Annotated in this window: 23 protein-coding genes; 12 read left to right on the top strand and 11 right to left on the bottom strand. The window is 36.1% G+C overall.

The window, feature by feature from the left end; all coding sequences use genetic code 11:
• Positions 1-142 precede the first annotated feature (142 nt).
• From ACFQ13_RS07000 to ACFQ13_RS06990, 3 genes are all read left to right on the top strand, one after another.
• Positions 143-739: a SprT-like domain-containing protein gene (locus ACFQ13_RS07000; protein WP_386115604.1), complete on the top strand. Its 597-nt coding sequence runs from the start codon at positions 143-145 to the stop codon at positions 737-739.
• 21 nt (positions 740-760) lie between these two features.
• On the top strand, positions 761-1,849 hold the full coding sequence (locus ACFQ13_RS06995) for a mannose-1-phosphate guanylyltransferase (RefSeq protein WP_386115602.1): 1,089 nt from the start codon (positions 761-763) through the stop codon (positions 1,847-1,849).
• A gap of 70 nt (positions 1,850-1,919) precedes the next feature.
• Positions 1,920-3,419, top strand: a complete 1,500-nt coding sequence (locus tag ACFQ13_RS06990; protein ID WP_386115599.1) for a DUF389 domain-containing protein — start codon at positions 1,920-1,922, stop codon at positions 3,417-3,419.
• Between the two features lie 21 nt (positions 3,420-3,440).
• Here ACFQ13_RS06990 and ACFQ13_RS06985 read toward each other — a convergent pair whose 3' ends face one another.
• Both ACFQ13_RS06985 and ACFQ13_RS06980 read right to left on the bottom strand, forming a co-directional pair.
• Positions 3,441-4,211, bottom strand: coding sequence for an ABC transporter ATP-binding protein (locus tag ACFQ13_RS06985; protein WP_386115596.1), 771 nt, complete (start codon positions 4,209-4,211; stop codon positions 3,441-3,443).
• Positions 4,212-4,214: 3 nt separating this feature from the next.
• Positions 4,215-4,952, bottom strand: coding sequence for an MlaE family ABC transporter permease (locus ACFQ13_RS06980; protein WP_114310830.1), 738 nt, complete (start codon positions 4,950-4,952; stop codon positions 4,215-4,217).
• A gap of 113 nt (positions 4,953-5,065) precedes the next feature.
• Here ACFQ13_RS06980 and pafA point away from each other — a divergent pair, with 113 nt between their 5' ends.
• On the top strand, positions 5,066-6,733 hold the full coding sequence (gene pafA, locus ACFQ13_RS06975; RefSeq protein WP_386115592.1) for an alkaline phosphatase PafA: 1,668 nt from the start codon (positions 5,066-5,068) through the stop codon (positions 6,731-6,733).
• A 10-nt stretch (positions 6,734-6,743) separates the two neighbouring features.
• Positions 6,744-7,550 (top strand): DNA/RNA non-specific endonuclease, encoded by an 807-nt coding sequence (locus ACFQ13_RS06970; RefSeq protein ID WP_386115589.1) that lies wholly within the window; start codon positions 6,744-6,746, stop codon positions 7,548-7,550.
• A gap of 4 nt (positions 7,551-7,554) precedes the next feature.
• Here the strand turns inward: ACFQ13_RS06970 and ACFQ13_RS06965 are convergent, their stop codons facing one another.
• The 4 genes from ACFQ13_RS06965 to gcvP all read right to left on the bottom strand — a co-directional run bounded on the left by ACFQ13_RS06965 (position 7,555) and on the right by gcvP (position 13,045).
• Entirely contained in the window at positions 7,555-8,403 is an 849-nt protein-coding gene (locus tag ACFQ13_RS06965; protein WP_386115653.1) for a glycosyltransferase family 2 protein, read from the bottom strand.
• 12 nt (positions 8,404-8,415) lie between these two features.
• Positions 8,416-8,937: a methyltransferase gene (locus tag ACFQ13_RS06960; protein WP_386115586.1), complete on the bottom strand. Its 522-nt coding sequence runs from the start codon at positions 8,935-8,937 to the stop codon at positions 8,416-8,418.
• Positions 8,938-8,968: 31 nt separating this feature from the next.
• Complete coding sequence (locus tag ACFQ13_RS06955) at positions 8,969-10,027, bottom strand: 3-oxoacyl-ACP synthase III family protein (protein WP_386115583.1); 1,059 nt, start codon at positions 10,025-10,027, stop codon at positions 8,969-8,971.
• Positions 10,028-10,195: 168 nt separating this feature from the next.
• Positions 10,196-13,045 (bottom strand): aminomethyl-transferring glycine dehydrogenase, encoded by a 2,850-nt coding sequence (gene gcvP / locus ACFQ13_RS06950; RefSeq protein WP_386115580.1) that lies wholly within the window; start codon positions 13,043-13,045, stop codon positions 10,196-10,198.
• A 121-nt stretch (positions 13,046-13,166) separates the two neighbouring features.
• Here gcvP and ACFQ13_RS06945 point away from each other — a divergent pair, with 121 nt between their 5' ends.
• The gene (locus ACFQ13_RS06945) at positions 13,167-14,015 is read left to right on the top strand and encodes a hypothetical protein (protein WP_386115577.1); all 849 of its coding nucleotides are present in this window, start codon (positions 13,167-13,169) and stop codon (positions 14,013-14,015) included.
• Here the strand turns inward: ACFQ13_RS06945 and ACFQ13_RS06940 are convergent.
• The 5 genes from ACFQ13_RS06940 to ACFQ13_RS06920 form a co-directional block, all read right to left on the bottom strand.
• Positions 13,980-14,243, bottom strand: a complete 264-nt coding sequence (locus ACFQ13_RS06940) for a hypothetical protein (protein WP_114310838.1) — start codon at positions 14,241-14,243, stop codon at positions 13,980-13,982. The genes ACFQ13_RS06945 and ACFQ13_RS06940 overlap by 36 nt on opposite strands.
• A gap of 33 nt (positions 14,244-14,276) precedes the next feature.
• Positions 14,277-14,834 carry a sigma-70 family RNA polymerase sigma factor gene (locus tag ACFQ13_RS06935; RefSeq protein WP_114310839.1) on the bottom strand — a complete coding sequence of 186 codons (558 nt, stop codon included), beginning with the start codon at positions 14,832-14,834 and terminating at the stop codon, positions 14,277-14,279.
• A gap of 342 nt (positions 14,835-15,176) precedes the next feature.
• Positions 15,177-17,207, bottom strand: coding sequence for a M3 family metallopeptidase (locus tag ACFQ13_RS06930; RefSeq protein ID WP_386115573.1), 2,031 nt, complete (start codon positions 17,205-17,207; stop codon positions 15,177-15,179).
• Positions 17,208-17,377: 170 nt separating this feature from the next.
• The gene (gene purE, locus ACFQ13_RS06925) at positions 17,378-17,857 is read right to left on the bottom strand and encodes a 5-(carboxyamino)imidazole ribonucleotide mutase (protein WP_386115570.1); all 480 of its coding nucleotides are present in this window, start codon (positions 17,855-17,857) and stop codon (positions 17,378-17,380) included.
• A gap of 148 nt (positions 17,858-18,005) precedes the next feature.
• Positions 18,006-19,160, bottom strand: a complete 1,155-nt coding sequence (locus tag ACFQ13_RS06920) for a 5-(carboxyamino)imidazole ribonucleotide synthase (protein WP_386115567.1) — start codon at positions 19,158-19,160, stop codon at positions 18,006-18,008.
• 166 nt (positions 19,161-19,326) lie between these two features.
• On the opposite strand from ACFQ13_RS06920, the gene ACFQ13_RS06915 reads away from it, so the two are divergent.
• The 6 genes from ACFQ13_RS06915 to ACFQ13_RS06890 all read left to right on the top strand — a co-directional run bounded on the left by ACFQ13_RS06915 (position 19,327) and on the right by ACFQ13_RS06890 (position 24,967).
• On the top strand, positions 19,327-20,436 hold the full coding sequence (locus ACFQ13_RS06915) for an adenylate kinase (protein ID WP_386115564.1): 1,110 nt from the start codon (positions 19,327-19,329) through the stop codon (positions 20,434-20,436).
• Between the two features lie 63 nt (positions 20,437-20,499).
• Positions 20,500-21,498, top strand: a complete 999-nt coding sequence (obgE, locus tag ACFQ13_RS06910; RefSeq protein WP_386115561.1) for a GTPase ObgE — start codon at positions 20,500-20,502, stop codon at positions 21,496-21,498.
• Between the two features lie 16 nt (positions 21,499-21,514).
• The gene (locus ACFQ13_RS06905) at positions 21,515-22,231 is read left to right on the top strand and encodes an ion transporter (RefSeq protein ID WP_386115558.1); all 717 of its coding nucleotides are present in this window, start codon (positions 21,515-21,517) and stop codon (positions 22,229-22,231) included.
• A 78-nt stretch (positions 22,232-22,309) separates the two neighbouring features.
• Entirely contained in the window at positions 22,310-22,831 is a 522-nt protein-coding gene (locus tag ACFQ13_RS06900) for a DUF4136 domain-containing protein (RefSeq protein ID WP_386115555.1), read from the top strand.
• Between the two features lie 208 nt (positions 22,832-23,039).
• Complete coding sequence (locus ACFQ13_RS06895) at positions 23,040-23,765, top strand: SDR family oxidoreductase (RefSeq protein ID WP_386115553.1); 726 nt, start codon at positions 23,040-23,042, stop codon at positions 23,763-23,765.
• A gap of 248 nt (positions 23,766-24,013) precedes the next feature.
• Complete coding sequence (locus ACFQ13_RS06890; protein ID WP_386115551.1) at positions 24,014-24,967, top strand: tetratricopeptide repeat protein; 954 nt, start codon at positions 24,014-24,016, stop codon at positions 24,965-24,967.
• The last annotated feature ends 74 nt before the right edge of the window (positions 24,968-25,041 follow it).

Genomic DNA, 25,041 nt, shown 5'->3' with positions numbered 1-25,041 from the left:
TAAGAATTTGCCTAAATTCTAGATTTTGAAAGCCTTAAGTCGGAAAAAAAAGATCCTTACTTTAAAGGAGGAATACTTTGTAGGAATAAATCTTAATTTTTAGGTGATGTAAAATATAATTATATCCACTATTTTTGCGCTAATGCAATCAGCACTTTTAGAATATATTCCAGAGGCAGCAAGACCGTTAGTTATAGAACTTTTGGCTGTTGATAATTTGAATGTAAAAGTTAAGAAGGAGCGCAAAACAAGACATGGCGATTATAGAGCGCTTTCTAACGGAAAGCATCAAATCACGATAAATTCTAATTTGAATTCCTATCGTTTTTTAATCACCTTGATTCATGAAATTGCGCATTTTGAAGCCTATCAAAGTTATGGCAGGTCTATAAAGCCGCATGGTAAGGAGTGGAAACATACATTTCAACGCTTAATGTTACCCTTTTTACGCCCTGAGGTTTTTCCTTCAGATTTATTACCTTTATTAGCGCGACATTTTAAAAATCCTAAAGCCTCTAGTGATACGGATGCGCCGTTGGCTTTAGCTTTAAAACGCTACAGTGATGCACCCGATACAACCTATGTTTTTGAACTTTCGGTAGATCAGATTTTTAAGTTGTACAATGGTCGGGTGTTTAAAAGAGGAAACCAACGAAGAAAACGCATTGAATGCCTTGAAGTAAGCACGGGAAAACTATATTTGTTTAACCCAAATGCAGAAGTAGAAATTATAGAATAAATTAAATACGAATAGATAGAAATGAGTAGTAAGAATTCAAATTATTACGCCATACTGATGGCTGGTGGAGTAGGATCGAGGTTTTGGCCTGTAAGTACCCAAGATTTTCCAAAACAGTTTCATGATATGTTAGGGACTGGAGATACCCTTATTCAGAAAACATTCAACCGTTTAGCAAAGTTAATTCCAGAGGAAAATATATTTATTCTTACCAATGAACGCTATAATGATTTGGTTTTTGAGCAGTTACCGCAAGTGACCGAACGACAGGTGGTTTTAGAACCTGCTATGCGTAATACGGCACCTTGTATTTTATACGCGTCTTTAAAAATTCAGAAGGAAAATAAGGATGCTGTTATGATTGTTGCGCCAAGTGATCATTGGATTGAAGATGAAACGGCGTTTACAACTAACGTTCAGACCGCTTTTGACTATTGCCAATCGCACGATGCGCTGATGACTTTAGGAATTACCCCAACCTTCCCTAATACAGGTTATGGTTATATTGAATACGATAAAGCTGCCTCTGAAGAAATTAAACCGGTGAGTCAATTTAGAGAAAAGCCAGATTATGCTACGGCAAAATCATTTATAGAGCAAGGCAATTTTCTGTGGAATGCCGGTATATTTATGTGGAGTGTAGCCGCAGTGGTTTCAGCGTTTAAAAATAATCAGCCCGAATTATTTCAATTGTTTGAAAGCGGTTACGATGCTTATAATACAGATCTAGAAGACGCCTTTATAAAAGAAAATTATGGGAAGGCTGAAAATATTTCGGTGGATTACGCCTTAATGGAAAAGAGTACTAATGTCTTTGTTATTCCTGCCACCTTTGATTGGAATGACCTTGGTACCTGGGGAAGTCTTTACGACAAGTTAGATAAAGATGAAAGTTCTAATGCTGTGGTTAATGCAGAAACCTTATTAGAAGATTCTACAGGAAATATGATTCGTTCTAAAAAAGGAAAAGTTGTCGTTATCGATGGTCTAAATGATTATATCGTTGTGGACAAAGAGGAAGTTTTACTTATCTTTCCAAAAGCAAAAGAACAAGATATTAAAAAGGTATTACAAAAAGCAAAAGCTAAATTTGGTGATGCTATAGGATAATCTTTTTGAGGTCTTCTGTGTTTAGCTTAACCAATTGTGGTTCTAATTATAATTTTGGAATTTTATAACTATGAGTGAAGAAAATAAATTTAATTTTTCTGATGAAGAGGCCGGGCGCATGACCAATGAAATGAATAAAGAGCAGGCGGTTGAAGATAAAAAGGATGCCGTAAAAAAGGATGCGCAAGGCTTGTTTGCTAGTGTTAAAACCTTTTTGCATGAATTGCTCGACTTCAGAGATGACACCGATAGAGAAGCTACAATAACGGCCATAAAACACGATATTCCTTTTAAAGGGGCGACAGCGTGGATTTTAGTTTGTTCCATTTTTGTGGCTTCTATAGGATTAAATGCCAATTCTACGGCAGTAGTGATTGGAGCCATGTTAATATCTCCCCTAATGGGGCCAATTTTGGGTGTGGGCCTATCTATTGCGATTAATGATATAGATACTTTAAAGAAGTCTTTAATCAACTTGGCCACGATGATTGTGCTAAGTTTATTAACGGCATTTTTATTCTTCTACCTATTCCCCTTAAGTGAAGATACCTCAGAACTCATGGGGCGTACGCGTCCTGATATTCGTGATGTGTTAATTGCCTTTTTTGGTGGTCTAGCCTTAATTATCGCGAGGACTAAGAAGGGAACTATTGCTTCTGTTATTTTTGGTGTTGCTATTGCTACGGCATTAATGCCGCCTTTATGTACAGCAGGGTATGGTTTGGCTAAAGGAAATTGGCAGTTTTTTGGTGGTGCCATGTATTTGTTTACCATTAACACCATATTCATCGCCTTAGCGACCTTTTTAGTGTTGAAAATTTTGCGTTTTCCAATGCTTAAATATGCCAATTCAGCAAAGCGAAAACGAACCTCTAGGATTGCTATGGGGGTAGCTATAATTGTAATGATACCTGCAATCTGGACCTTCTTAACGGTACTGCAAGAAAGTCGTTATCAACGTGATTTTGATAATTTTGTAAAAAACGAAATTGAGAGTAATTCTAACCTTTGGTATCAAAAGCGAGATAACGATTTAGACATAGAAACCAAGACGATGAATCTTCATTTTAATGGTGATGTGAGTGATGAAATGATCACCGATTTACAAAATGAGAAAAAGAATTATATCAATTTATCGGATTTTGAGTTGATTATTAATGCGAATAAAACGCGAAGCGCAGACCGTTTAATGGAGTCTTTAGATCGTGCCTATGCAGATTTAGACCGTAAGGATAATGTTATTGATGGGTTACAAACTCAGATTGAAAATTTACAAAAAAGTATTACCAATCTTAATCAACAAATAGAGTCTAAAAACACCAATATAAACGCGGTATCATTTTCGTCCTTATCGCGTGATGCGAAGATTAAATTTAATGATTTAGAATATTTTGGTTATGCTAAAATGTTAGAGTCTAAAGATTTTATCAATATTGATACCGTTACAATTGCACATGTAAGATGGAAAGTAAAACTTTCAGATAGCCTTGTGCTTAATAAAGAACGCGACTTGCAGAAATGGCTTAAAAATGAACTTAAAGTCGATACCGTTTTTATAAGAAGAAACTAATGGCTAGAGTGAGGTTATAACCTATTGAGCATCCTCCTCTAAATACATTCTACGTACTTTTCTAAATAACTCAGATGAATAAACGAAGTTGGTCACAGCTTCGTTTTCTGTTTTAAAAATGGTTTTATTAGAGCCTTCCCATTCTAACAGTCCGTCTTTTAAAAATACAATTTTCTTTCCGATCTCCATAACGGAGTTCATATCGTGGGTGTTTATAACTGTAGTAATGTCAAATTCTTCAGTAATTTCTTGAATTAAATTATCAATCACAATAGCAGTTTTAGGATCTAAACCCGAGTTAGGTTCATCACAAAACAAGAATTTAGGACGGTTAACAATAGCTCTTGCAATAGCCACACGTTTTTGCATTCCTCCAGAAGCTTCACTAGGCATTTTGTTATGCGCATTGTCAAGATTTACACGTTTAAGTACAATATTAACACGGTCTTCCATTTCGCTCATGCTTTGCTTGGTAAACATGCGTAATGGGAACATTACATTTTCAGCAATCGTCATAGAATCAAAAAGGGCACTGCCTTGAAAAACCATTCCCATTTCAGAACGTAATTCGGTCTTTTCATTCCTTGAGAGCTTACTAAAATTTCGGCCTTCATAAGAAATAGATCCTTCTTCATATTCAAATAAACCGAGTAAACATTTTAAGAAAACTGTTTTACCAGAACCACTTTGCCCAATAATTAAATTGGTTTGTCCTTTTTCAAAAGTGGTAGAAAGTCCTTTTAAAATATGTGCGTCTTCAAACGATTTATGCAAGTCTTTAACTTCAATCATGTTTTAGCCTAATAATAAACTGGTTAGTAAAAAGTTAACAATAATTACCAATACGCTGGTCCAAACAAAAGATGTGGTACTCGCTTTTCCTACTTCTAAAGCACCACCTTTCATAAAATACCCATAATACGATGGGATAGTTGCCAATAAGAAGGCAAAAACAAAAGTTTTTATAAAGGCATAAATAAAGTGAAACGGAATAAAGTCTAATTGTACACCTTCTAGATAATCTTCCATGGTGCCGTATCCGCCATATACACAAGCCATAAGACCACCAAGAATACCTAAAAACATGGCTATTGAAATAACAAAAGGATAAAGTGTTAAGGCGATAAATTTAGGGAACACCAAATAATTAATGGCATTAATTCCCATAACTTCTAAGGCGTCTATTTGCTCTGTAACACGCATGGTCCCAATACTAGACGTAATGAATGACCCCACTTTACCTGCCATAATAATCGAGATAAAGGTTGGTGCAAATTCTAAGATTATAGACTGTCGTGTGGCAAAACCGACCAAGTATTTTGGCATAATAGGACTGGTCATATTCAAGGACGTTTGGATGGCTACAACGCCTCCAACGAAAAAAGAAATAAAGGCTACAATCCCTAAAGAACCAATGATAAGATCATCAATATCTTTTAAAATTAAAGGTTTCATCACAGACCATTTTGTCGGTCTACGAAAAATATCTTTAATCATTATAAAATAGGTTCCAATATTATGTAGGTAAGTCATGTTGAATTTTATTATTGCTAAAGTATAAAAAATGATTAGTTAATAATGTTAATTTGAACTAAGATATTTTTTTAAATCGTACTTTTGAATCTTAATAATAATGTTTTATTCTAATGAAAAATTTCTTCACTTTAAGTGCTGTACTCCTCTTATTTATGTCGTGTGGAGCACAAAATACAATTACTGAAACTAAAAGCCAAACCAACCCTATAAGCTCATCTGAACAGCCTAAGTTAGTTGTTGGGATTGTTGTGGATCAAATGCGCTACGATTATCTTACACGTTTTGAATCTAAATTTGGAGAAGGAGGATTTATGCGTATGATTAATGAAGGTTTTAACTGTAAAAACAATCATTTTAATTATGTGCCAACTTATACAGGACCTGGTCATGCTTCTGTTTATACGGGAACAACGCCAAAAATTCACGGTATTATTGGTAATAATTGGTACGATAAAGAAATCAAAGAAATGGTGTATTGCGCAAGTGATGACCAAGTAACTCCAGTAGGGACGGAGAACAAAGCCGGATTAATGTCGCCTCATAGACTACAAACGACGACGTTTGGTGATGAAAACAGACTGTTTACGCAAATGCGTGGTAAAACAATCGGGTTAGCCTTAAAGGATAGGGGAGCCATTTTACCAGCAGGGCATACTGCAAATGCAGCATATTGGTTTCACGGTGCTGATGAAGGCGCTTGGATTACCAGTTCTTTCTATACAAAAGAGTTGCCACAGTGGGTTAAAGATTTTAATGCTTCAGAAAAGGCATCGTCTTATTTAAAACCATGGAATACACTTTATGATATTTCTACCTATACGGAGAGTGGTGTAGATGAAAATACTTTTGAAGGCGGATTTAAAGGAAAGGAAAAGGCAACGTTTCCTTATGATTTAAAAACCTTGAGTAAAACCAATAGAGGTTTTGATATTTTAAAAGCAACGCCTTACGGTAACAGTTTAACAGCCGATTTCGCTATGGCTGCAATTGAGGGAGAAGCATTAGGACAAGATGCTATTACAGATGTTTTAACGGTAAGCTTCTCGGCAACGGATTACGTAGGTCATAATTTTGGAGTTAATTCTAAAGAAATTGAAGATACTTATTTACGTTTAGATAAAGATCTAGAGCGTTTATTTAATTACTTAGATAGTACTGTGGGGAAAGGTGAATACACTGTTTTTCTTACAGCAGATCATGGTGCGGTAGATGTGCCTTCTTATTTAAAAACAAGAAAAGTTCCTGCAGGATATGTAGATAATAAGGATAGAAAAAATCGTTTCAATAGCTTCTTAGATGCTACTTATGGGACAAAAGACTTGGTAGAGAATATTAGCAATAATCAAATCTTTTTAGATAGAAATAAAGTTAATGGTTTAGGTTTAAAACTGTCAGATGTTCAAACGGCTATTGCTATGGAACAGTTAAGTTATCCTAATGTATCTAAAGTATACACGGCTACCACGATGAGCACTACGACGTTTTCTAATGGTATAGAGGCTTTAATTGAAAATGGTTTTAACCAAAAACGATCTGGAGATGTTGTTTTGGTGAATGACACGGCTTTTATTTCTTATAGCAAAACAGGATCTACGCATGGTAGTGGATTAAACTATGATACGCATGTGCCCTTATTATTTTTTGGTAAAGGCGTGAAGCATGGCGAAACGTTTAATAAAACGGTAATACCAGATATTGCACCAACGATTTCTGCTATGTTAGGCATTAGCTTTCCTAGTGGAGCTACAGGACAACCTTTAGGATTTATAATGGAATAATTCGTTTAGTGTGAAAAGGAAACCCATTTTTACAATCATAGCTGTACTTATCGTCATTGGTATTTACAGCTATGATTTTTTTATAGAACAAAAAGCGAAGTCAGACCTTATAAAAGATGGTCAGACAGTAAAGGCGCTTACCAATACATTTTTTTTACCGACAAGTACTACGGGGCAGGTGATACATCATCAGAATTATTCACTTTCGTACAGTGAACCGTATGAACAAGCGGAGTGGGTCGCTTATGAACTGAAGGCTTCTCATTTAAGTTCTACCAATCGTAAAAGACCGTATTTTGAAATTGATGAGGCCGTAAAAACAGGCGCAGCACATTGGAAGAATTATAAAAAGTCGGGTTACGATAAAGGACATTTATGTCCTGCTGGTGATAGGCGTTTTACAAAAGCGGCCCATGATGAGACGTTCTTAACGAGTAATATAAGTCCACAAGAACATCAATTTAATGCAGGTGTTTGGAACCGTTTAGAACAGAAAGTACGCTATTGGGCCAAAAAGAATGATGGCGTGTTTGTGGTTACAGGCGGAATTTTAAATAAGGATTTAAAAACAATAGGGGAAGAAGAGGTGGCAGTGCCTAATCAGTTTTATAAAGTGATTTTAGACCATACAAATGGAAAAACTAAAATGATTGCTTTTTTGATGAATCATGAAAACTCAAACTTACCCTTGTATAAATTTGTGGTGTCTGTAGATACGCTTGAAGCCTTAACAGGAATTGATTTCTTTCCGGAGTTAGAAGACCGTATTGAAGATCAACTTGAAGCTTCTGCGAGTTACAAAAGCTGGTCGTTTTAGGGGGTTACTTAAATTTATTGAGCATGCCTTTCCATCGTAATTGGCGAATAAATTGGCCTTCGGCTTCCGACACTAAAGGCGTCACCTTCTCCGATTGGGCTTTAAAATAGCCAGACATATAATCTTTAAACAATTGAAAACGCCCTTTTTTATAGGCTAGTTTTATTGCAGAAATTAGGGTGATCCAAAAGCCATAACGTAACTTGTACATGGCTTCTCCTTGTAAGTATTTTGAGGCCTTATTATAAGATTGTCCCGTAGGTTTTAAATGTTTTACATGCAAGGTTTCATCTGTAAGGACTTGCCAACCGTGGTATTTTGCAAGTAACTCATCGACGGTATCCCAACCCATAGAAGCTTTTAATTGTCCTATTTGTTCAAAACAGGCTTTTCTGTAAGCTTTTAGCGCACCTCGGATATGATCTTTGTTAGTAAGATCTTCTAAAATCCATTCTTTATTCTTTTCAATATAACAGAAGCCAGCAACCATTCCCAATTTCGAGTTGGTCTTGTAATGTGCGGCTAAAGTTTTAAGATAGGACTCCGGAAAAATAAGATCGGCATCAAATTTACAAATGATGTCATAATCCGTATCTAAAGTATTTAAGCCTTTATTAAAGGCATGAATAATTTTAGAACCCGGCAGATGTTTTGCAGAGGACTTAGAGTTTAATACTGAAATCCAAGGATATCGTGACGCGTAATCCTCACAAATTTTCTGTGTGTTGTCGGTAGAATTATCATTAACCACAACGACCTTTTTAGGTAACAAGGTTTGCTTTGCTAAAGATTCTAAGGTGAGACCAATATAAGCGTCTTCGTTGTGTGCTGGAATTATGATATAGAAGTTCAAAGGCAATAGCATTTAAGACCGTTTAGCATAAACAATATAATAACGCGGTGTAAAGCGTCTTAAAATAGGTCTAATCCCTAATTTATTTACGGGGTTGGTCCATTTTTGACGGTCTTTAATCACCCAGCCTGTTTTCTCTAGGAGCCAATCTAATTGCCAATCTTCAAACTCGTGATAATGACGATCGCGCATATCGGTTTTGCTCCTATAGGCTGAGGCGAACCATAATTTAAGTGGAATACTAATAAGAATCTTATTGGCCTTTACAGACTTTAAAACTTCATAAGGCGATAAGAGGTGCTCAAAAATTTCGAATGCAGTAACCACTTTGGCCGGAGAGGCTACAATAGCCTTCCGGTCTTCATCTAAATCTTCACCTGTGGTATTTTCAACGTTATAACCTTCTGATAGCATAATTTCAGTAAACGGATTCTTTACCCCTAAATCTAAAATTGTTTCCGAAGTGGAAACGTGTTTTTTTAAGAACTGAAGCGTTAAATTAAAACGTTTATTCGGGTATGTTTTCTCGTACATAAAAAAGAACTACTGAAGGGCTCGCGTTTAATTAATATTGATAAACAATGGCATTAATATTCATGCCGGCACCTACACTGGCAAAAATAATAACGTCACCTTCGTTAATGTTTTGATTTTCTAAGTCGCCTTTTAAAATCACATCATATAAAGTTGGTACGGTAGCCACACTAGAGTTTCCTAGCTTATTAATGGTCATTGGCATAACCCCTTCAGGCATGTCCATATTATGAAGTTTGTAAAACCGTTTTACAATAGCTTCATCCATTTTTTCATTCGCCTGATGGATCAATATTTTCTTTACGTCTTTTATAGACTTCCCGCTTTTTTCTAAACAAGATTTTAAAGCTTTTGGGACATTCGTTAATGCGAATTCATAAATTTTACGTCCATACATCTTAATGTATTTACGTTGGGCATCACTGTCTTTATCGTTGGTTTTTCCGAAGAAAATATAGTGCGCCTCATCAAAGGCAAAGGTTGCTGTTTCATGGGCTAAAATACCGCCCTCAAGGTCGCTTTTATCAATAATAGCCGCACCAGCACCGTCGCCATAAATCATAGAATCTCTATCATGCGGATCTATTACTCTAGATAAGGTTTCAGAACCTATAACTAAGCAACGTTGCGCAATACCAGAAGCGATAAATGCTTTGGCTTGTATAACGCCTTCAATCCATCCTGGACAACCAAAAAGGATATCGTAACCCACACATTTAGGATTTCTAATCTTTAATAAATGTTTTACGCGCGAAGCAATACTAGGTACCGTATCACTTTGTTCTGAGCCATGAAGAATATCGCCATAATTATGAGCAACAATAATGTAGTCAATTGTTTCTCTATCTATTTTAGCGTCTTCAATGGCTTTTTCAGCTGCAAATGTGGCAATATCAGAGTTGTTTAGATCTTCTGTGACATACCGCCTCTCGTTAATTCCTGTAATGGCTTTAAATTTCTCTACAATAACTTCATTAGAATTCTTAATTGTAGAACCATCTGCATTTAAAAATTGATGATTATAAAAGTTCTCATTTTTTTCTATATAGCTTGGTATATAGCTTCCTGTTCCAGTGATTTTAATCCCCATCGTTGTTTATTTTCGTAATTACGAAATTAGTCAATATTAAAGAGCTTTCCCTACTGTAGCGTTTTAAAAGATTCAATTTTTGACAAATTCTTAATAATTATTAGCAGTCGCTATTTAAAACACAAAAAAGTATTCGGTTTGAATACTTTTTTGTGTTTTAATTTAAGATTATGCATCCATATAGTCTTCTATAGGAGCACAACTACATATTAGGTTTCGATCGCCATAAGCGTCGTTAACACGTCTTACGCTTGGCCAGAATTTGTTGTCTTTAACAAAGTCTAGCGGATACGCTGCTGCCGCTCTAGTATATGGTAAGTCCCATTCATCTGAAGTAAGCATTTCCATAGTATGTGGTGCGTTTTTCAGCATATTGTTAGCATCTTCTTTTGAAGTTGTTTCTATTTCTTTACGAATAGAAATCATAGCATCACAAAAACGATCCATTTCAGCTTTACTTTCGCTTTCTGTTGGCTCAATCATCATGGTGCCGGCAACAGGAAAGGATACTGTTGGTGAGTGGAATCCGTAATCCATTAAACGTTTTGCAATATCGGTAACTTCAATACCATTGGCTTTAAAGTCACGACAATCAATAATCATTTCGTGAGCAGCTCTTCCATTTTCACCTGAATATAAGGTTGGATAAGATCCACTTAAACGTTCTTTGATATAATTGGCGTTTAAAATCGCAACTTCAGTGGCCTTCTTAAGACCTCTATAGCCTAACATTTTAATGTAACCGTAAGAGATTAAACAAACTAAAGCAGAACCGAAAGGCGCTCCTGAAATAGCTGTAATTGCTTGGTGACCTCCCGTTTTAATAATTGGGTTTCCTGGTAAGAAAGGAACCAATTGTTTAGCAACACAAATTGGGCCTACACCTGGTCCACCACCACCATGAGGGATCGCAAACGTTTTGTGTAAGTTTAAGTGACAAACATCGGCACCGATATTTCCTGGATTTGTTAAACCTACTTGTGCATTCATATTGGCACCATCCATATACACTTGTCCACCATTATTATGGATAATTTGTGTAATTTCTTTAATGGCCGACTCATAAACTCCATGGGTAGAAGGATAAGTTACCATTAATGCTGAAAGGTTGTCTTTATGTAATTCTGCTTTTTCTCTTAAATCTTCTACATCAATATTTCCGTCTTCAGAGGCTTTTGTTACCACCACTTTCATTCCGGCCATTACAGCACTTGCTGGGTTGGTTCCGTGTGCCGATGATGGAATTAAACAGATATTTCTGTGATGATCACCACGAGATTCATGATAAGCTTTAATTACCATTAAGCCTGCAAATTCACCTTGTGCACCAGAGTTTGGCTGAAGTGATGTCGCCGCAAAACCGGTAATTTCAGAAAGTTGATTTTCTAAGGCTTTAAGCATTAACTTATAACCTGTAGCTTGGTCTGAAGGTACAAATGGGTGCATATTGCCCCAACTTGGCCAACTTAAAGGCAACATTTCTGAAGCCGCATTCAATTTCATGGTACAAGACCCTAAGGAAATCATAGAATGATTTAAGGCTAAATCTTTACGCTCTAAACGCTTGATGTAACGCATTAATTCAGTCTCTGAATGGTACGTGTTAAAAACGTCAGCTGTTAAGAACTCGCTTGTACGTTTTAAGTGCTCAGGAATGGTTTGGTTCGTTGATGTGCTTTCTATTTTTGCAGTCGTTTCACCAGTCACTGTTTCAAAAATTGAAATGATCGCATTTAAATCTGAAAGAGTTGTGGTTTCATTAATTGCAATGGTAATGGTATTGGTATCTGGATAATGAAAATTGACTTCATTTTTCTCCGCTTCATACTTCACCTTAACGGCATCCGCCTTAATCTGAATAGTATCGAAATAATGCGAATTAACTTGCTCTAATCCAAGTTGCGTTAAAGCATTGGCTAGGGTAGAAGCTGAGTTCTTAATTTTGTCAGCAATAAAGGTAAGTCCTTTAGGTCCGTGATAAACGGCATACATACCGGCCATAACAGCTAACAATACTTGTGCTGTACAAATATTAGAAGTGGCTTTATCTCGTTTTATATGTTGTTCTCTTGTTTGTAAGGCCATACGTAAAGCACGGTTGCCGTTGGCATCTTTAGTCACACCAATAATACGACCAGGAACATCACGCTTGTAAGCTTCTTTGGTTGCAAAATAAGCGGCATGAGGACCTCCATAACCCATAGGGATTCCTAAACGTTGGGTAGTACCGATAACAACATCAGCTCCAAATTTTCCTGGCGCTTCTAGTTTTACTAAACTTAAAATATCTGCAGCAACAGCCACTTTTATATGCTTCGCATTGGCTTGCTCTATAAAAGATTTAATATCTGTAATCTGACCATTTTTTCCTGGATATTGAAGTAAGGCTCCAAAATACTCATCAGATAATTTGTATTCTGCTTCGTTACCAATAACTAGTTCAATACCGATAGGATTCGCTCTAGTTTCAAGCAAATCGATAGTTTGTGGTAAAACTAAGTCTGAAACAAAGAATTTATTTACGTTAGCTTTCTTTTGGCTACGCTCTCTAACGGCAAATAATAAAGCCATAGCTTCAGCTGCCGCAGTACTTTCATCTAAAAGTGAAGCATTGGCGATTTCCATCCCTGTTAAATCAATAATCATGGTTTGGAAATTTAACAAAGCTTCTAATCGGCCTTGTGCAATTTCAGCTTGGTACGGTGTGTAAGCCGTATACCAACCTGGGTTTTCTAATACATTACGCTGAATAACAGCGGGTAAGTTAGTAGGGTAGTACCCTAAGCCAATGTAAGTTTTAAATATTTTATTTCGTTGAGATAGTTCATTGATGTGGCTGAGGTATTCTTGTTCGCTCATTGCCGCATCAAGATCTAAATCTTTTTCTAAACGAATATTACCCGGAATGGTTTCAGTGATTAATTGAGCTATCGTATCCACACCTATGGTGTCTAACATGGCTTGTTGCTCATCTGAATTTGGGCCAATATGTCGTAATGCAAAAGAAGTTGTATCCATTAAATAATTATAATTAATTGAGTTGTGCAAAAGTACGGATTTAGGCTAATTTTTTAGTTAATGCACTCTAAAGTTTTTAACCGAAATAAAAGGTTATTAACACAATGCTTACTTTTGTTTTATGAATGTGTTAAAACGGCTTTTTAACTTTTATCTCAACAGTAGTATTCATGTGGCTTTTGCGGCGGTCGCTCTCTCGTGGGTAACCATGATAGAGTTGCATTTAAAACAGGATTGGTCGCTACTTTTATTTGTGTTTTTTGCTACGATTACGGGCTATAATTTTGTGAAGTATTTTGGCGTGGTGAAATTTCATCACCGAAGCATCGCGAGTTGGTTAAAAAGTATTCAAGTATTTTCGTTCGGAGCCTTCTTAGCAATGGGGTATTATTTATGGCATCTCCAAGGGACAACCTTAATTTGGATAGCGGTACTAGGCGTGATCACTTTTTTTTATGCCATTCCTATTATGGTCCCTAAACATTATTTATATGATGATAAAAAAAACCTGAGGCAGGTAAGTGGTTTAAAGGTTTATCTCATCGCTTTTATTTGGATGGTAACAACCGTGTTTTTGCCTTTAGTGAATCAGGAGGGTGAAATACACCAAGATGTCCTTATAATGGGAGCGCAGCGTTTCTGTTTTATTTTAGTTTTAATGTTCCCATTTGAGATAAGAGATTTGAATTACGACAGTTTAAAACTGGCGACAATTCCGCAAACCATTGGGATTAAAAAAACAAAGCTATTTGGAGTGGTGTTATTGCTCTTGTTTGTACTGCTCAATTACTTTAAAACTGAATCGCATACCTATATCACAATGGCGTCATTAGGGATTGCGATAATCACCATAATGTTTTTGTGGTTTTCTAATAAAAATCAGTCCCGATATTACAGTGCGTTTTGGGTAGAGAGTTTGCCAATATTTTGGCTCTTATTGTTGTTTTTGCTTAGAGAGTTCCTTCTCTAAAGCCATTTGTAATTTGTTGCGTTCTTCAGTTTTTAAACATTGCACTTTAGATGAGGCAATAGTTTCTGACAACTTCGTGTTTTTCTTTGAATACGTCCTTGTAACATGGCAATAGAAAATTCGCAACATTAATTTTGCTTTTTCCCAAGCTGTCGCTTCCCCATATTGTGCTTTATCGCAAATATGTTTGGCTTCATCACAAGTTATAAATAAAAAACTTTTTTTCATTTTATCTTTTCCGTTTTAAGCGGGGTATCAATTTTAATTAAACCAATTTTTTTCCATACACTCTGCTAAACCAGTTCGTGCTCTATGGATTATAACCCATAGGTTAGACGCAGTAATATTCAATTCTTTACAAATTGTTTCTGTATCATAATCTAAAATGGTTTTCATTTTAAAAACGTCGGCTTGTTTCTGTGGTAATTTAGCGATGCAATCGTAGATAGCGTCACCCATTTCAGAATTCACTAAGGTGTCTTCAGCCGTTTTGTCTGAGGCGTCTGAAACACGCTCCTCTAGCCAATCGCCTTCGGTTTCTGTATCGTTATGGTAATTCATTCTAACTTCAGCTTTGCCTTTATTAGAATTGATTTTACGATAATGGTCAATAATTTTTCGTTTTAAAATTGAAATGAGCCAGGTACGCTCACTCGCTTCACCTTTAAAATTGACCATGGACTTTAAGCCTGCCAGGAAGGTTTCAGAAATTAAATCCTGAGCAATCTCTCTATCATTTACACGTGTTATGGTGTAATTGAAGAGGTAGTCTGAATATTGGTTGACCCAATTGTTAGGGTTTATTTGATGCTTAGGCATTTTTTTGATGTCATTACAGAGTCAAAAATAAGTTAAAATGTTGAGATTTAATTTCATTATAAAAATTAAACATAACTTTAAGATACGCATTTCATTCGACTTTATTCTAAAAGACCATCTAGGGAAGGGAATTTGGTCATATAAAAAGATTTATTTGCTAAGCGGAATTTCTATGTTTTAGATTGAAAATGGTCGTGATATTTTTTTGCTTTTTAGGGTTTAGGTGATTCGTAAAGCGTTGATCCTAAATTGAAGATATAAGGGTATAAAAAAAAGGAAAACATTTCGTTTTCCTTTTTAATAACTATAATCGAAGTGAACTTCGTACTAAAATTTACTGTTCTATTTTAATAAGCCAGCACGTCTTAATAAGGCTTCAGGTTGTGGTTCTTTACCTCTAAATCGTTTGTATAACACCATTGGATTTTCTGTTCCTCCTTGAGACAAGACAAAAGTTTTAAACTTATTGGCTACGGTTTTACTAAAAATACCTTCTTCTTTAAAATACTCAAAAGCATCAGCATCTAAAACTTCCGCCCATTTGTAACTGTAATAGCCAGAAGAATAACCGCCTTGGAAAATATGTGCAAAGGCCGTACTCATACAATTTTCGGCAACATCAGGATAAAGACTCGTGTCTTTGAAAGCTTCAACTTCATGAGCTTTTACATCTTTAATTGCAGTTGGGTCTACACCGTGCCAAGACATGTCTAGCAGACCAAAACTTAATTGTCTTAAGGTTTGCATGCCCTCATGGAAAGTTGCAGACGCTTTTATTTTGTTGATTAACGCCATTGGGATAACTTCACCCGTTTCATAGTGGGTAGCAAAGAGCTCTAGGGCTTCTTTTTCGTAACACCAATTTTCTAACACCTGACTTGGTAATTCAACAAAATCCCAATACACGCTTGTTCCTGATAAGCTAGGGTAAGTGGTGTTGGCTAGCATACCATGAAGGGCATGTCCGAATTCGTGAAACAAAGTGGTGACTTCATTAAATGTTAATAAAGAAGGTTTGCTTTTTGTTGGCTTGGTGAAATTACAAACTATAGAAATATGAGGTCTATCGTTTTTACCGTCCTTAATCATTTGTGGTTTGTAAGACGTCATCCACGCGCCGTTACGTTTGCCTGCTCTTGGGAAAAAATCCGCATAAAATATAGAAACCAATTCGCCTTCAGCATCAGTAACTTTATAAGTTAGGACCTCTTCGTGGTATTTGTCTATGGTGTCAATTTCTTCAAACTGTAAACCGAATAACTTTTCTGCTACAGTAAAAGCACCGTTTATGACATTTTCTAATTTGAAATACGGTTTTAGTTGTTCATCATCAAGATCAAATAACTTTTGCTTTAATTTTTCAGAATAATAACCAGAATCCCATTTTTGAAGTTGATCTATACCGTCCAATTCCTTTGCAAAGTCTTCTAGTTTTTTGAACTCTTCTATTGCTGCAGGTTTTGCTTTTTCTAGCAGTTCATTTAAGAAAGACGTTACTTTTTCTGGCGTTTCTGCCATACGCTCTTCCAATACAAAATGCGCATGGGTTTTATAACCTAAGAGTTGCGCGCGCTTAAACCGAAGTGTTGCTATTTTAAGAACAATGTCTTGGTTGTCTAAATCATCGTTCTGAAATCCTTTGCGTCCAAAAGCTTTGGAAAGGTCTTCTCTTAGTGCTCTATTATCGGCATAGGTCATAAACGGAATATAACTTGGGTAGTCTAAGGTGATTAACCATCCGTCTTTATCTTTGCTTTCAGCCAATTGTTTAGCGGCTTCTTTTGCACCGTCTGGGAGGCCAGAAAGATCCTCTTCGTTAGTAAGGTGTAATTCGTAGGCATTTGTTTCGGCTAAAATATGCTCGCCAAATTTTAATTTTAACTGGCTTAACTCTTTATCTATAGCACGTAACTCTGTTTTTTTTGCTTCTGGTAAATTGGCCCCATTTCTAGAAAACCCTTTGTATTTTTTATCTAGTAGAGTTTCTTGTTCTGTGGTTAAGGTTAATGACGATTTTGAGTCGTAAACCGCTTTAATACGTTTAAATAAAGCCTCATTTAAGGTGATGTCGTTACTGAAATCCGAGAGTAGTGGAGAAACCTCTTGTGCTATTTTCTGTATGGCTTCATTGGTTTCTGCGGAGTTAAGATTAAAGAAAATACTCGATAAACGATCCAGTTCTTCTCCTGAATAGTCTAAGGCTTCAATGGTGTTTTGAAACGTCGGACTCTCCGTATTAGCGGTGATGGCATCAATTTCTGCTTTAGCTTTTTTTATACCTTCTTTAAAAGCCGGTAAATAATCTTCTGTGCTAATTTGAGAAAAAGGTGCCGTATTATAAGGTGTTGAAAAGGGTTTATTAAGAATCGTCATGGTAATGAGAATTTTAATTAAGTGTTTGATTAAGAAAAATTTAGCTATTATTTTAGTTCAAGACCTTATTAAGATGATTATCTTTGCACTACTAATCTTCAAGTAGGTTTATATTGAGATTAGTATTGATTAATAGCAATGAAAGCCTTGACGCAAGTTGAGGCTTTTTTTTATAAGTTTTTAGCCGTTTCTATAACCTTAGCTTTTAAACCTTCTTTATAATCTACAATCTTAGATAAGATAGCAGTATCTGCGCTCCCTAAAATTTGAGCAGCTAATATCCCTGCGTTTTTAGCACCGTTTAGAGCTACAGTAGCTACTGGTACACCTCCTGGCATTTGTAATATGGATAAAACAGAATCCCAACCGTCAATAGAATTGCTACTTTTTACAGGAACTCCAATGACTGGAAGTGGCGATAATGAAGCAACCATACCTGGTAAATGTGCGGCACCACCAGCGCCAGCGATAATAACACTGATGCCTCTGTTGTGAGCATTTTTGCTGAAATCAAATAATTTTTCTGGAGTACGGTGAGCAGAAACGATATCTACTTCAACCTCAATTTGAAATTCTTTTAATATATCTATAGCATCTTGCATCACTGGCATATCGCTATTACTTCCCATTATTACGGCTACTTTACTCATAATATATTTTGGTTATTTTTTTTTGAATTGTAATTCTTGCTTTTGTATTGATCTGTTGCTAATACGTCTCAAAGTTAAGGCAACAGCATGGGGTTGACCAATTTTTTTGAAACTGTTAACAGCAGTGTTAACAAACAGGTCTAAAAAGCTATTGACTTATAACGGCTATACTGTTTTTAACGTCTTCAGCAATTCTACGGGCTTCTGAAATATCTTTATTCACAATTGTAACATGGCCCATTTTTCTGAAGGGTCTGGTCTGTTTTTTTCCGTAAATATGCGGGGTAACACCTTCCATGCCTAAGATGGTTTCAATGTTTTTATAAACAACATTACCGGTATAACCTTCAGCACCTACAAGATTAACCATAACACCAGCGACCTTACTTTTAGTATTTCCTAAAGGTAAATCTAGGATGCATCGTAATTGCTGCTCAAATTGTGAGGTATAGCTTCCTTCAATACTGTAATGCCCAGAATTGTGAGGTCTTGGAGCGACTTCATTGACTAAGATGTCATCGTTTTCAGTCTGAAACATTTCTACGGCTAATAAACCAACATGTTTAAAAGCTGCAGCTGTTTTTAAGGCTACGGATTCTGCTTTTTTAGCAATTGCATCCGGAATACGCGCCGGGCAAATAACATATTCTACTTGGTTGGCTTCAGGGTGAAATTCCATCTCTACCACAGGGTAGGTTTTTAGTTCACCTTTAACATTACGTGCTACAATAACAGCCAATTCGTTTTTAAAAGGAATTAATTGCTCTGCAATACATTCTACATTAGGTAAAGCTTCTAAGTCTGATGAACTTTTTACAACTTTTACACCTGTGCCATCATAACCAAACCGTGCACTTTTCCATACAAAAGGATAGTTGAGTTCGTTTTGGTCAAGTGCTGTGTTGATAGCTGTAGTATGGTCAAATTTTAAGAAGTCGGCCGTTGGAATACCATTTTCGCTATAAAAAGTTTTTTGTGTGGCTTTATTCTGAATGGTTCGCAGTGTTTTTGATGAAGGAAAAACTTTTACGCCTTTATTTTCTAAAGTTTCTAAGGCATCAACATTAACATTTTCAATTTCAAAAGTTAATACATCTACGTTTCTTCCGAAGTCAACAACGGTTTGGTAGTCTAATAAATCACCAATAGAAAATTCATCGCAAGCTAGTCGAGATGGGGCATCAGCACTAGGATCTAATACGGCTGTGTAGATGTCAAATTTACGGGTGTCGTACAGCATCATTTTGCCAAGTTGTCCGCCACCAAGAATACCAAGTTTAAAGTTTGAAGAAAAATAGTTCATCAATGTTTGTTGTTCCCTTAAAAACGGGAAACTTTTTTAGGATTAAATATCTGCTTTTCAAGAGCAAAAATAAGGTAAAAATGATACATACTTATAAATTCCTAAATCAAAAAATGTGCAATCGGCGCTCAAATATGTATCTTTGCGATTCTAAAATAAAAAGATAGTGGTAAAGCTTCACGATTTATACTTTAAACCTTTTGTCTCAGAGCAAGAATTAGATGCTGTGGTTCAGCGTATGGCAGATGCTATTGCTAAGGACTTAGGGGATGAGGTACCAGTTTTTGTTGGGATTTTGAACGGTTCATTTATGTTAGTGAGCGATTTTGTAAAAAAATATCCAAAACCCTGCGAGGTTACGTTTATTAAACTTGCCTCTTATGAAGGTGTAAAATCTACAGAAGATATTCAACGCCTTATTGGTTTAACACAAGATCTTACCGATAGAACTGTCGTTATTTTAGAAGATATTATAGATTCTGGTAACACCTTAGAGGAAGTGCACCGCATTTTTAAAAATGAAAATGTAAAACAACTGCTTATTGCTACCTTGTTTTATAAGCCAGAAGCTTATGCTAAAGATTTTAAACTTCATTATGTTGGTCTAGAAATTCCTAACAAATTCATAGTCGGTTATGGCCTTGATTATGATGGTTTAGGGAGAGATTTACCGGCAGTATACCAATTAAAAACAACACAACACATGACGAACATAGTCCTATTTGGCCCTCCAGGTGCAGGCAAAGGAACACAAGCAAATTTTTTAAAAGAAAAATATGATTTAATCCATATTTCTACAGGCGATGTTTTTAGATTTAATATCAAAAACGAAACTGCTTTAGGAATGTTAGCAAAATCATTTATTGATAAAGGTGAGCTAGTGCCAGACCAGGTGACTATAGATATGTTAAGTAAAGAGGTGGAGAAAAACTCGGATGCTAAAGGATTTATCTTTGATGGTTTTCCTAGAACCAATGCTCAAGCTCAAGCCTTAGATGAGTTAATGGGGAATAAAGATTCTCAAATTAATGCTATGGTAGCCCTTGAGGTTGATGATGAGGTTTTAGTACAACGTTTATTAAAGCGTGGTGAAACGAGTGGACGCGCTGATGATGCTGATGAAAGTATTATTAGAAACCGTATTAAAGAATATTACAAGAAAACAGCGATCTTAAAGGAGTATTACGCTGAACAAAACAAGTACTTTGGCGTTGATGGCGTTGGAAGTATTGAAGAAATTACCGTGCGTTTAAGTGCGGCAATCGATAAATTATAAATTGTTATTCCTAACTTTATAGGAGTAAAACTAAAAAGGTGCTCACAATAGTGAGTCTTGATTATGACTGAAGGAAATTTTGTAGATTACGTAAAAATGCATGTCTCTTCTGGAAACGGAGGTAAAGGTTCTGCGCATTTACATCGCGAGAAATATATTGCTAAAGGTGGTCCTGATGGAGGAGATGGTGGACGTGGAGGTCACGTTATTTTACGAGGTAATTCTAACCTTTGGACATTAATCCATTTAAAATTTAAAAGACACTTCAGGGCAGGTCATGGTGCTCATGGTAGTTCTGGTAGAAGTACGGGAGCTGACGGTGAGGATATTTATATTGACGTGCCCCTGGGGACTGTTGTCCGAGATTCTGAAACCGATACTGTACTGTTTGAAATTACAGAAGACGGGGAAGAAAAGATTGTAGTGAAAGGTGGAATGGGTGGCCGTGGAAACTGGCACTTTAAAAATTCCGTAAACCAAACACCTCGATATGCCCAACCTGGGATTCCTCTTGAAGAAAGAGATATTACTTTAGAGCTTAAAGTTTTAGCAGATGTTGGTTTGGTTGGATTTCCTAATGCAGGAAAATCGACCCTTCTCTCGGTATTGACTTCTGCTAAACCTAAAATTGCGGATTACGAATTCACCACACTTAAGCCTAATTTAGGAATTGTGGAGTACCGTGATTTTAAATCTTTTGTAATGGCAGATATCCCTGGTATTATAGAGGGAGCTGCGGAAGGTAAAGGTTTAGGCTATTACTTTTTAAGGCATATTGAACGTAACTCTATTTTACTCTTTTTAATTCCTGCAGATGCTAAAGATATTGTAGAGCAATATGAAATCTTAGAGGATGAATTACGCCGTTACAATCCAGAAATGTTAGATAAGGAACGTTTGGTGGTAATTTCAAAATCAGATATGTTAGATGATGAATTAAAGTCTGAAATCTCAACAATATTAGATAAAGATTTATCCGTAGATTATCTTTTTATTTCCTCTGTGGCACATCAAGGATTAACGGAGTTAAAAGATCAACTTTGGAAATTGTTAAATAGTTAGACAAGCTGTTTTTAGTATGAAGGCTTATCTTAAAAATCTTGTAGAACTTAACGGAACTAAAACAAGTAGACGCTTTGCATACTTTATACAGTTTTTAATTATTGTATCGGTAATAACCTTTTCTATTGAAACTTTACCCAATTTAAAACCACAAACTCGTGTAGTTTTAAATGCTATTGAAGTCTTCAGTGTGCTGGTTTTTACCTTAGAATATGTAGCGAGAATTTATGTTGCCGATAAAAAACTGAAGTTTGTATTCAGTTTTTTTGGTCTCATAGATTTTTTAGCTATCCTACCGTTTTATTTAGCCTTAGGTGTAGACTTACGTTCTCTTCGTTTATTACGCATGTTTCGTTTATTCCGACTGTTTAAGTTGGTGCGTTATAATAAGGCCATGCTACATTTTGCTAAAGCTATGAGGATGGCTAAAGAGCAGATTATTCTATTTATGGTCATTACCTTAATGCTTATTTATTTTTCAGCAGTAGGGATTTACTATTTTGAAAATGAAGCACAGCCAGAACATTTTTCTTCTATATTTTCTAGCCTTTGGTGGTCTATTGTAACACTTACCACAGTGGGTTATGGTGATGTATATCCGGTGACTATTGGTGGTCGGGTGTTTACATTTTTTATCTTACTTATTGGACTAGGTATCGTAGCTATACCAACAGGAATTATTTCGTCCTCACTAACCAAGGCTGTAGATCCTGTTGAGGAGAAAAAGAGTTAAGCCTCTGATCTTAACATTTTATTACCGTGTAGGATTTATTCAAGTGCTTGATTTTTTATACTTTTAAAATAAAAAAAGATGAAAAATTTAAAGTTTTTATTACTTCTTTTTATCCTGAGTTCCTGTGGCTCAGTTGTAAATTATGATTACGAGAAATCTACAGATTTTCAGTCCTACAAAACTTATAATTATTTTGGAGACATGACTACGGGTCTAAGTGAATTAGATACCAAACGGCTTATAAGGGCTATAGATCAGAAATTAGAAACTCTTGGACTGCAGCGTTCAGAACACCCCGATTTTTACATCGATATTCAAAGCCAAAATCTACAAAATGCTAATCGCAGTAATGTAGGGATTGGAGTTGGTGGCGGTGGTGGCCGAGTTGGAGGAGGTATTTCTGTGGGAATTCCTGTGAACCAAAATAAACGGACCCGAGAACTTAGTATTGAATTTGTAGACGATTCAAAAACAGGCATGTTTTGGCAAGCCCTAGCTGAATATCGCTATGACGTTAAAGCAACACCAGAAGAAAGAGCTGCTCAATTTACTAAACTTATAGAAAAGGTTTTCGCAACCTATCCTCCAGAGGAAAAGTAATTCCATAGAATGGTTGAAGGGCTTTTTATATTTTCTGAATGTTTATAAGGTTTGAAAAAGAGATCCTTTTTATTATTCTGAAAATAGGTTCGCAAAGTTTATGTGATATGTGGCGACAGGATGATATTTAGCATACTTCTAACAGTCTAAACTTTTGGCTTTTGGTCTAGTTTTGTAAATTTGGGTATAACCAAAAAAAGAATATTACATGCAAGACTTAAAAGGAAAAGTAGCCCTTATTACAGGGGGTACAAAAGGAATAGGATATGGCGTTGCTGAAGCGTTGCTTAATCAAGGTTTAAAAGTGGTTATAACAAGTCGTTCTCAAACGGCTGCAGATAAAGCTGCAAAAGAGTTAGCAGCTAAAGCTGATTGCGTAGGTTCTATAATTGGTATTCAAGCCGATGTGAGAGAATTTCAGAGTCAGTTTAAAGCCGTAGAACAAGCTTTAAATACCTTTGGGCAATTAGATGTCGTTATTGCCAATGCAGGTTTAGGACACTTTTCTAGTATAGAAGATTTAACTATAGAGCAATGGAACGATACTATAGATACCAATCTAACGGGAGCTTTCAATTCTATTAAAGCAAGTGTTGAGGCACTTAAGGCTTCTAAAGGCTATTATATAACCATTTCGAGTTTAGCAGGAGCTAACTTCTTTGCTTCGGGTTCAGCGTATAACGCTAGTAAATTTGGAGTGACTGGGTTTACGCAAGCAGTGATGTTAGACCTAAGGAAATACGGTGTTAAAGTCAGTACCATTATGCCAGGTTCAGTATCCACACATTTTAACGGTAATGAGCCTTCTGAAGATGAGGCTTGGAAAATTCAGAGCGAAGATTTAGGTGAGCTTGTTGTAGATGTATTGCAGATGAATCCTAGAACGCTGCCGAGTAAAATAGAGGTGCGGCCAACAACACCGCCAAGTGCTTAATTCTATCTAATTTAAAGATAAGACGGCAACCTTTATAAATTAATTAATGGTTGCCGTTTTTTTTCGATTAAAATTTAACCCCATTTCTCTTAAAGCTCCTTAAATAATCTAAATTTTAAGTGCACTTAGTAACAAATAAGCCCTTTAAATGCTGTTAATAGCCAATGCGTATGAAGGTTTAAACCTTAACGTATTAAGAGTTTAGGACTAAATCTTTAATTGTACTTTTGTTTAATAACCCAAATACTATGTATAGAGTTCTCTTTTTTCTTTTACTATCCTCCATCGGATATGCGCAACCCTCGCTAGAGGAAGCTGAAAAGTTGTTGGAAAATAAAGCGTATAAAAGTGCGCAAGAGGAAATGGAAACTTTTTTAGACCGTAATCCTGAAGATCTCAAGGCTATTGAGTTGTTGGGTGACGCTTATGGACATCAAAAGAAATGGGATGCGGCTATTGCGCAATACGAAAAGTTAAAACTAAAGGAGCCTCAAAATGCCAATTACCATTATAAATATGGAGGAGCGCTAGGAATGAAAGCCCTTAGCATCAGTAAAATTAAAGCCTTAGGGATTATAGGAGATGTGAAAGAGGCTTTTTTAAAAGCGGCAGAGCTCGATCCGAAGCATATAGATACACGTTGGGCCTTAGTAGAGTTGTATGTGTCTTTGCCTGGAATTATTGGAGGGAGTACCTCAAAGGCCTTAAAATATGCTGCCGAATTAGAAGCACTGTCTCAAGTTGATGGTTATCTAGCCAAAGGTTATGTTTATGAATATGACGATGAGCCTGAACTGGCTGAGAAGTATTATAAATTGGCCATTAAGGTTGGCGGTTCTGTAACCTGTTACGAAAAGTTAACTCAGTTTTTTGAAGAACAAAATGAACCTGATAAAGCGATTAAGAATATAGAAGAGGCTTATACCCATCATCAGAGAAACGCTCTACATTATCAATTAGGAAAAGTAAGTGCAGATTACAATGTTCAATTAGATAAAGGCGAAAAATGCCTTAAAGCTTATGTGTCGCACCACTCGGCAATAGATGGCGTTCCTAAAGCTTGGGCATATTACCGTTTAGCACAAATTTATAAGCATAAAAAAAATAAACTTGTGGCTTTACAATGGATTGATAAGGCCATTTCAGGTTTGCCCAATATTGAGGTTTTTAAGGAAGAGAAGGAGCGGATTACTCAAATGTAATCATTTGAGGGATTTCGATTTAGCCTTGAGTCGGGCTGCAGTTAATAGCTGCTAATCTTTTGTTAATTCTTAAA

The sequence above is a fragment of the Winogradskyella rapida genome (assembly GCF_042675845.1).
Taxonomy (GTDB): Bacteria; Bacteroidota; Bacteroidia; order Flavobacteriales; family Flavobacteriaceae; genus Winogradskyella; species Winogradskyella rapida.
The sequence above is the reverse complement of the archived record's forward strand: the minus strand, read 5'-3'. Positions and strand labels throughout refer to the sequence as shown.

Excerpts from the sequence above, each read along its gene's own strand:
- ACFQ13_RS07000 (WP_386115604.1), top strand. The coding sequence starts at position 143 with ATGCAATCAGCACTTTTAGAATATATTCCAGAGGCAGCAAGACCGTTA.
- ACFQ13_RS06995 (WP_386115602.1), top strand. The coding sequence starts at position 761 with ATGAGTAGTAAGAATTCAAATTATTACGCCATACTGATGGCTGGTGGA.
- ACFQ13_RS06990 (WP_386115599.1), top strand. The coding sequence starts at position 1,920 with ATGAGTGAAGAAAATAAATTTAATTTTTCTGATGAAGAGGCCGGGCGC.
- ACFQ13_RS06985 (WP_386115596.1), bottom strand. The coding sequence starts at position 4,211 with ATGATTGAAGTTAAAGACTTGCATAAATCGTTTGAAGACGCACATATT.
- ACFQ13_RS06980 (WP_114310830.1), bottom strand. The coding sequence starts at position 4,952 with ATGACTTACCTACATAATATTGGAACCTATTTTATAATGATTAAAGAT.
- pafA (WP_386115592.1), top strand. The coding sequence starts at position 5,066 with ATGAAAAATTTCTTCACTTTAAGTGCTGTACTCCTCTTATTTATGTCG.
- ACFQ13_RS06960 (WP_386115586.1), bottom strand. The coding sequence starts at position 8,937 with ATGTACGAGAAAACATACCCGAATAAACGTTTTAATTTAACGCTTCAG.
- ACFQ13_RS06955 (WP_386115583.1), bottom strand. The coding sequence starts at position 10,027 with ATGGGGATTAAAATCACTGGAACAGGAAGCTATATACCAAGCTATATA.
- gcvP (WP_386115580.1), bottom strand. The coding sequence starts at position 13,045 with ATGGATACAACTTCTTTTGCATTACGACATATTGGCCCAAATTCAGAT.
- ACFQ13_RS06945 (WP_386115577.1), top strand. The coding sequence starts at position 13,167 with ATGAATGTGTTAAAACGGCTTTTTAACTTTTATCTCAACAGTAGTATT.
- ACFQ13_RS06940 (WP_114310838.1), bottom strand. The coding sequence starts at position 14,243 with ATGAAAAAAAGTTTTTTATTTATAACTTGTGATGAAGCCAAACATATT.
- ACFQ13_RS06935 (WP_114310839.1), bottom strand. The coding sequence starts at position 14,834 with ATGCCTAAGCATCAAATAAACCCTAACAATTGGGTCAACCAATATTCA.
- ACFQ13_RS06930 (WP_386115573.1), bottom strand. The coding sequence starts at position 17,207 with ATGACGATTCTTAATAAACCCTTTTCAACACCTTATAATACGGCACCT.
- purE (WP_386115570.1), bottom strand. The coding sequence starts at position 17,857 with ATGAGTAAAGTAGCCGTAATAATGGGAAGTAATAGCGATATGCCAGTG.
- ACFQ13_RS06920 (WP_386115567.1), bottom strand. The coding sequence starts at position 19,160 with ATGAACTATTTTTCTTCAAACTTTAAACTTGGTATTCTTGGTGGCGGA.
- obgE (WP_386115561.1), top strand. The coding sequence starts at position 20,500 with ATGACTGAAGGAAATTTTGTAGATTACGTAAAAATGCATGTCTCTTCT.
- ACFQ13_RS06905 (WP_386115558.1), top strand. The coding sequence starts at position 21,515 with ATGAAGGCTTATCTTAAAAATCTTGTAGAACTTAACGGAACTAAAACA.
- ACFQ13_RS06900 (WP_386115555.1), top strand. The coding sequence starts at position 22,310 with ATGAAAAATTTAAAGTTTTTATTACTTCTTTTTATCCTGAGTTCCTGT.
- ACFQ13_RS06895 (WP_386115553.1), top strand. The coding sequence starts at position 23,040 with ATGCAAGACTTAAAAGGAAAAGTAGCCCTTATTACAGGGGGTACAAAA.
- ACFQ13_RS06890 (WP_386115551.1), top strand. The coding sequence starts at position 24,014 with ATGTATAGAGTTCTCTTTTTTCTTTTACTATCCTCCATCGGATATGCG.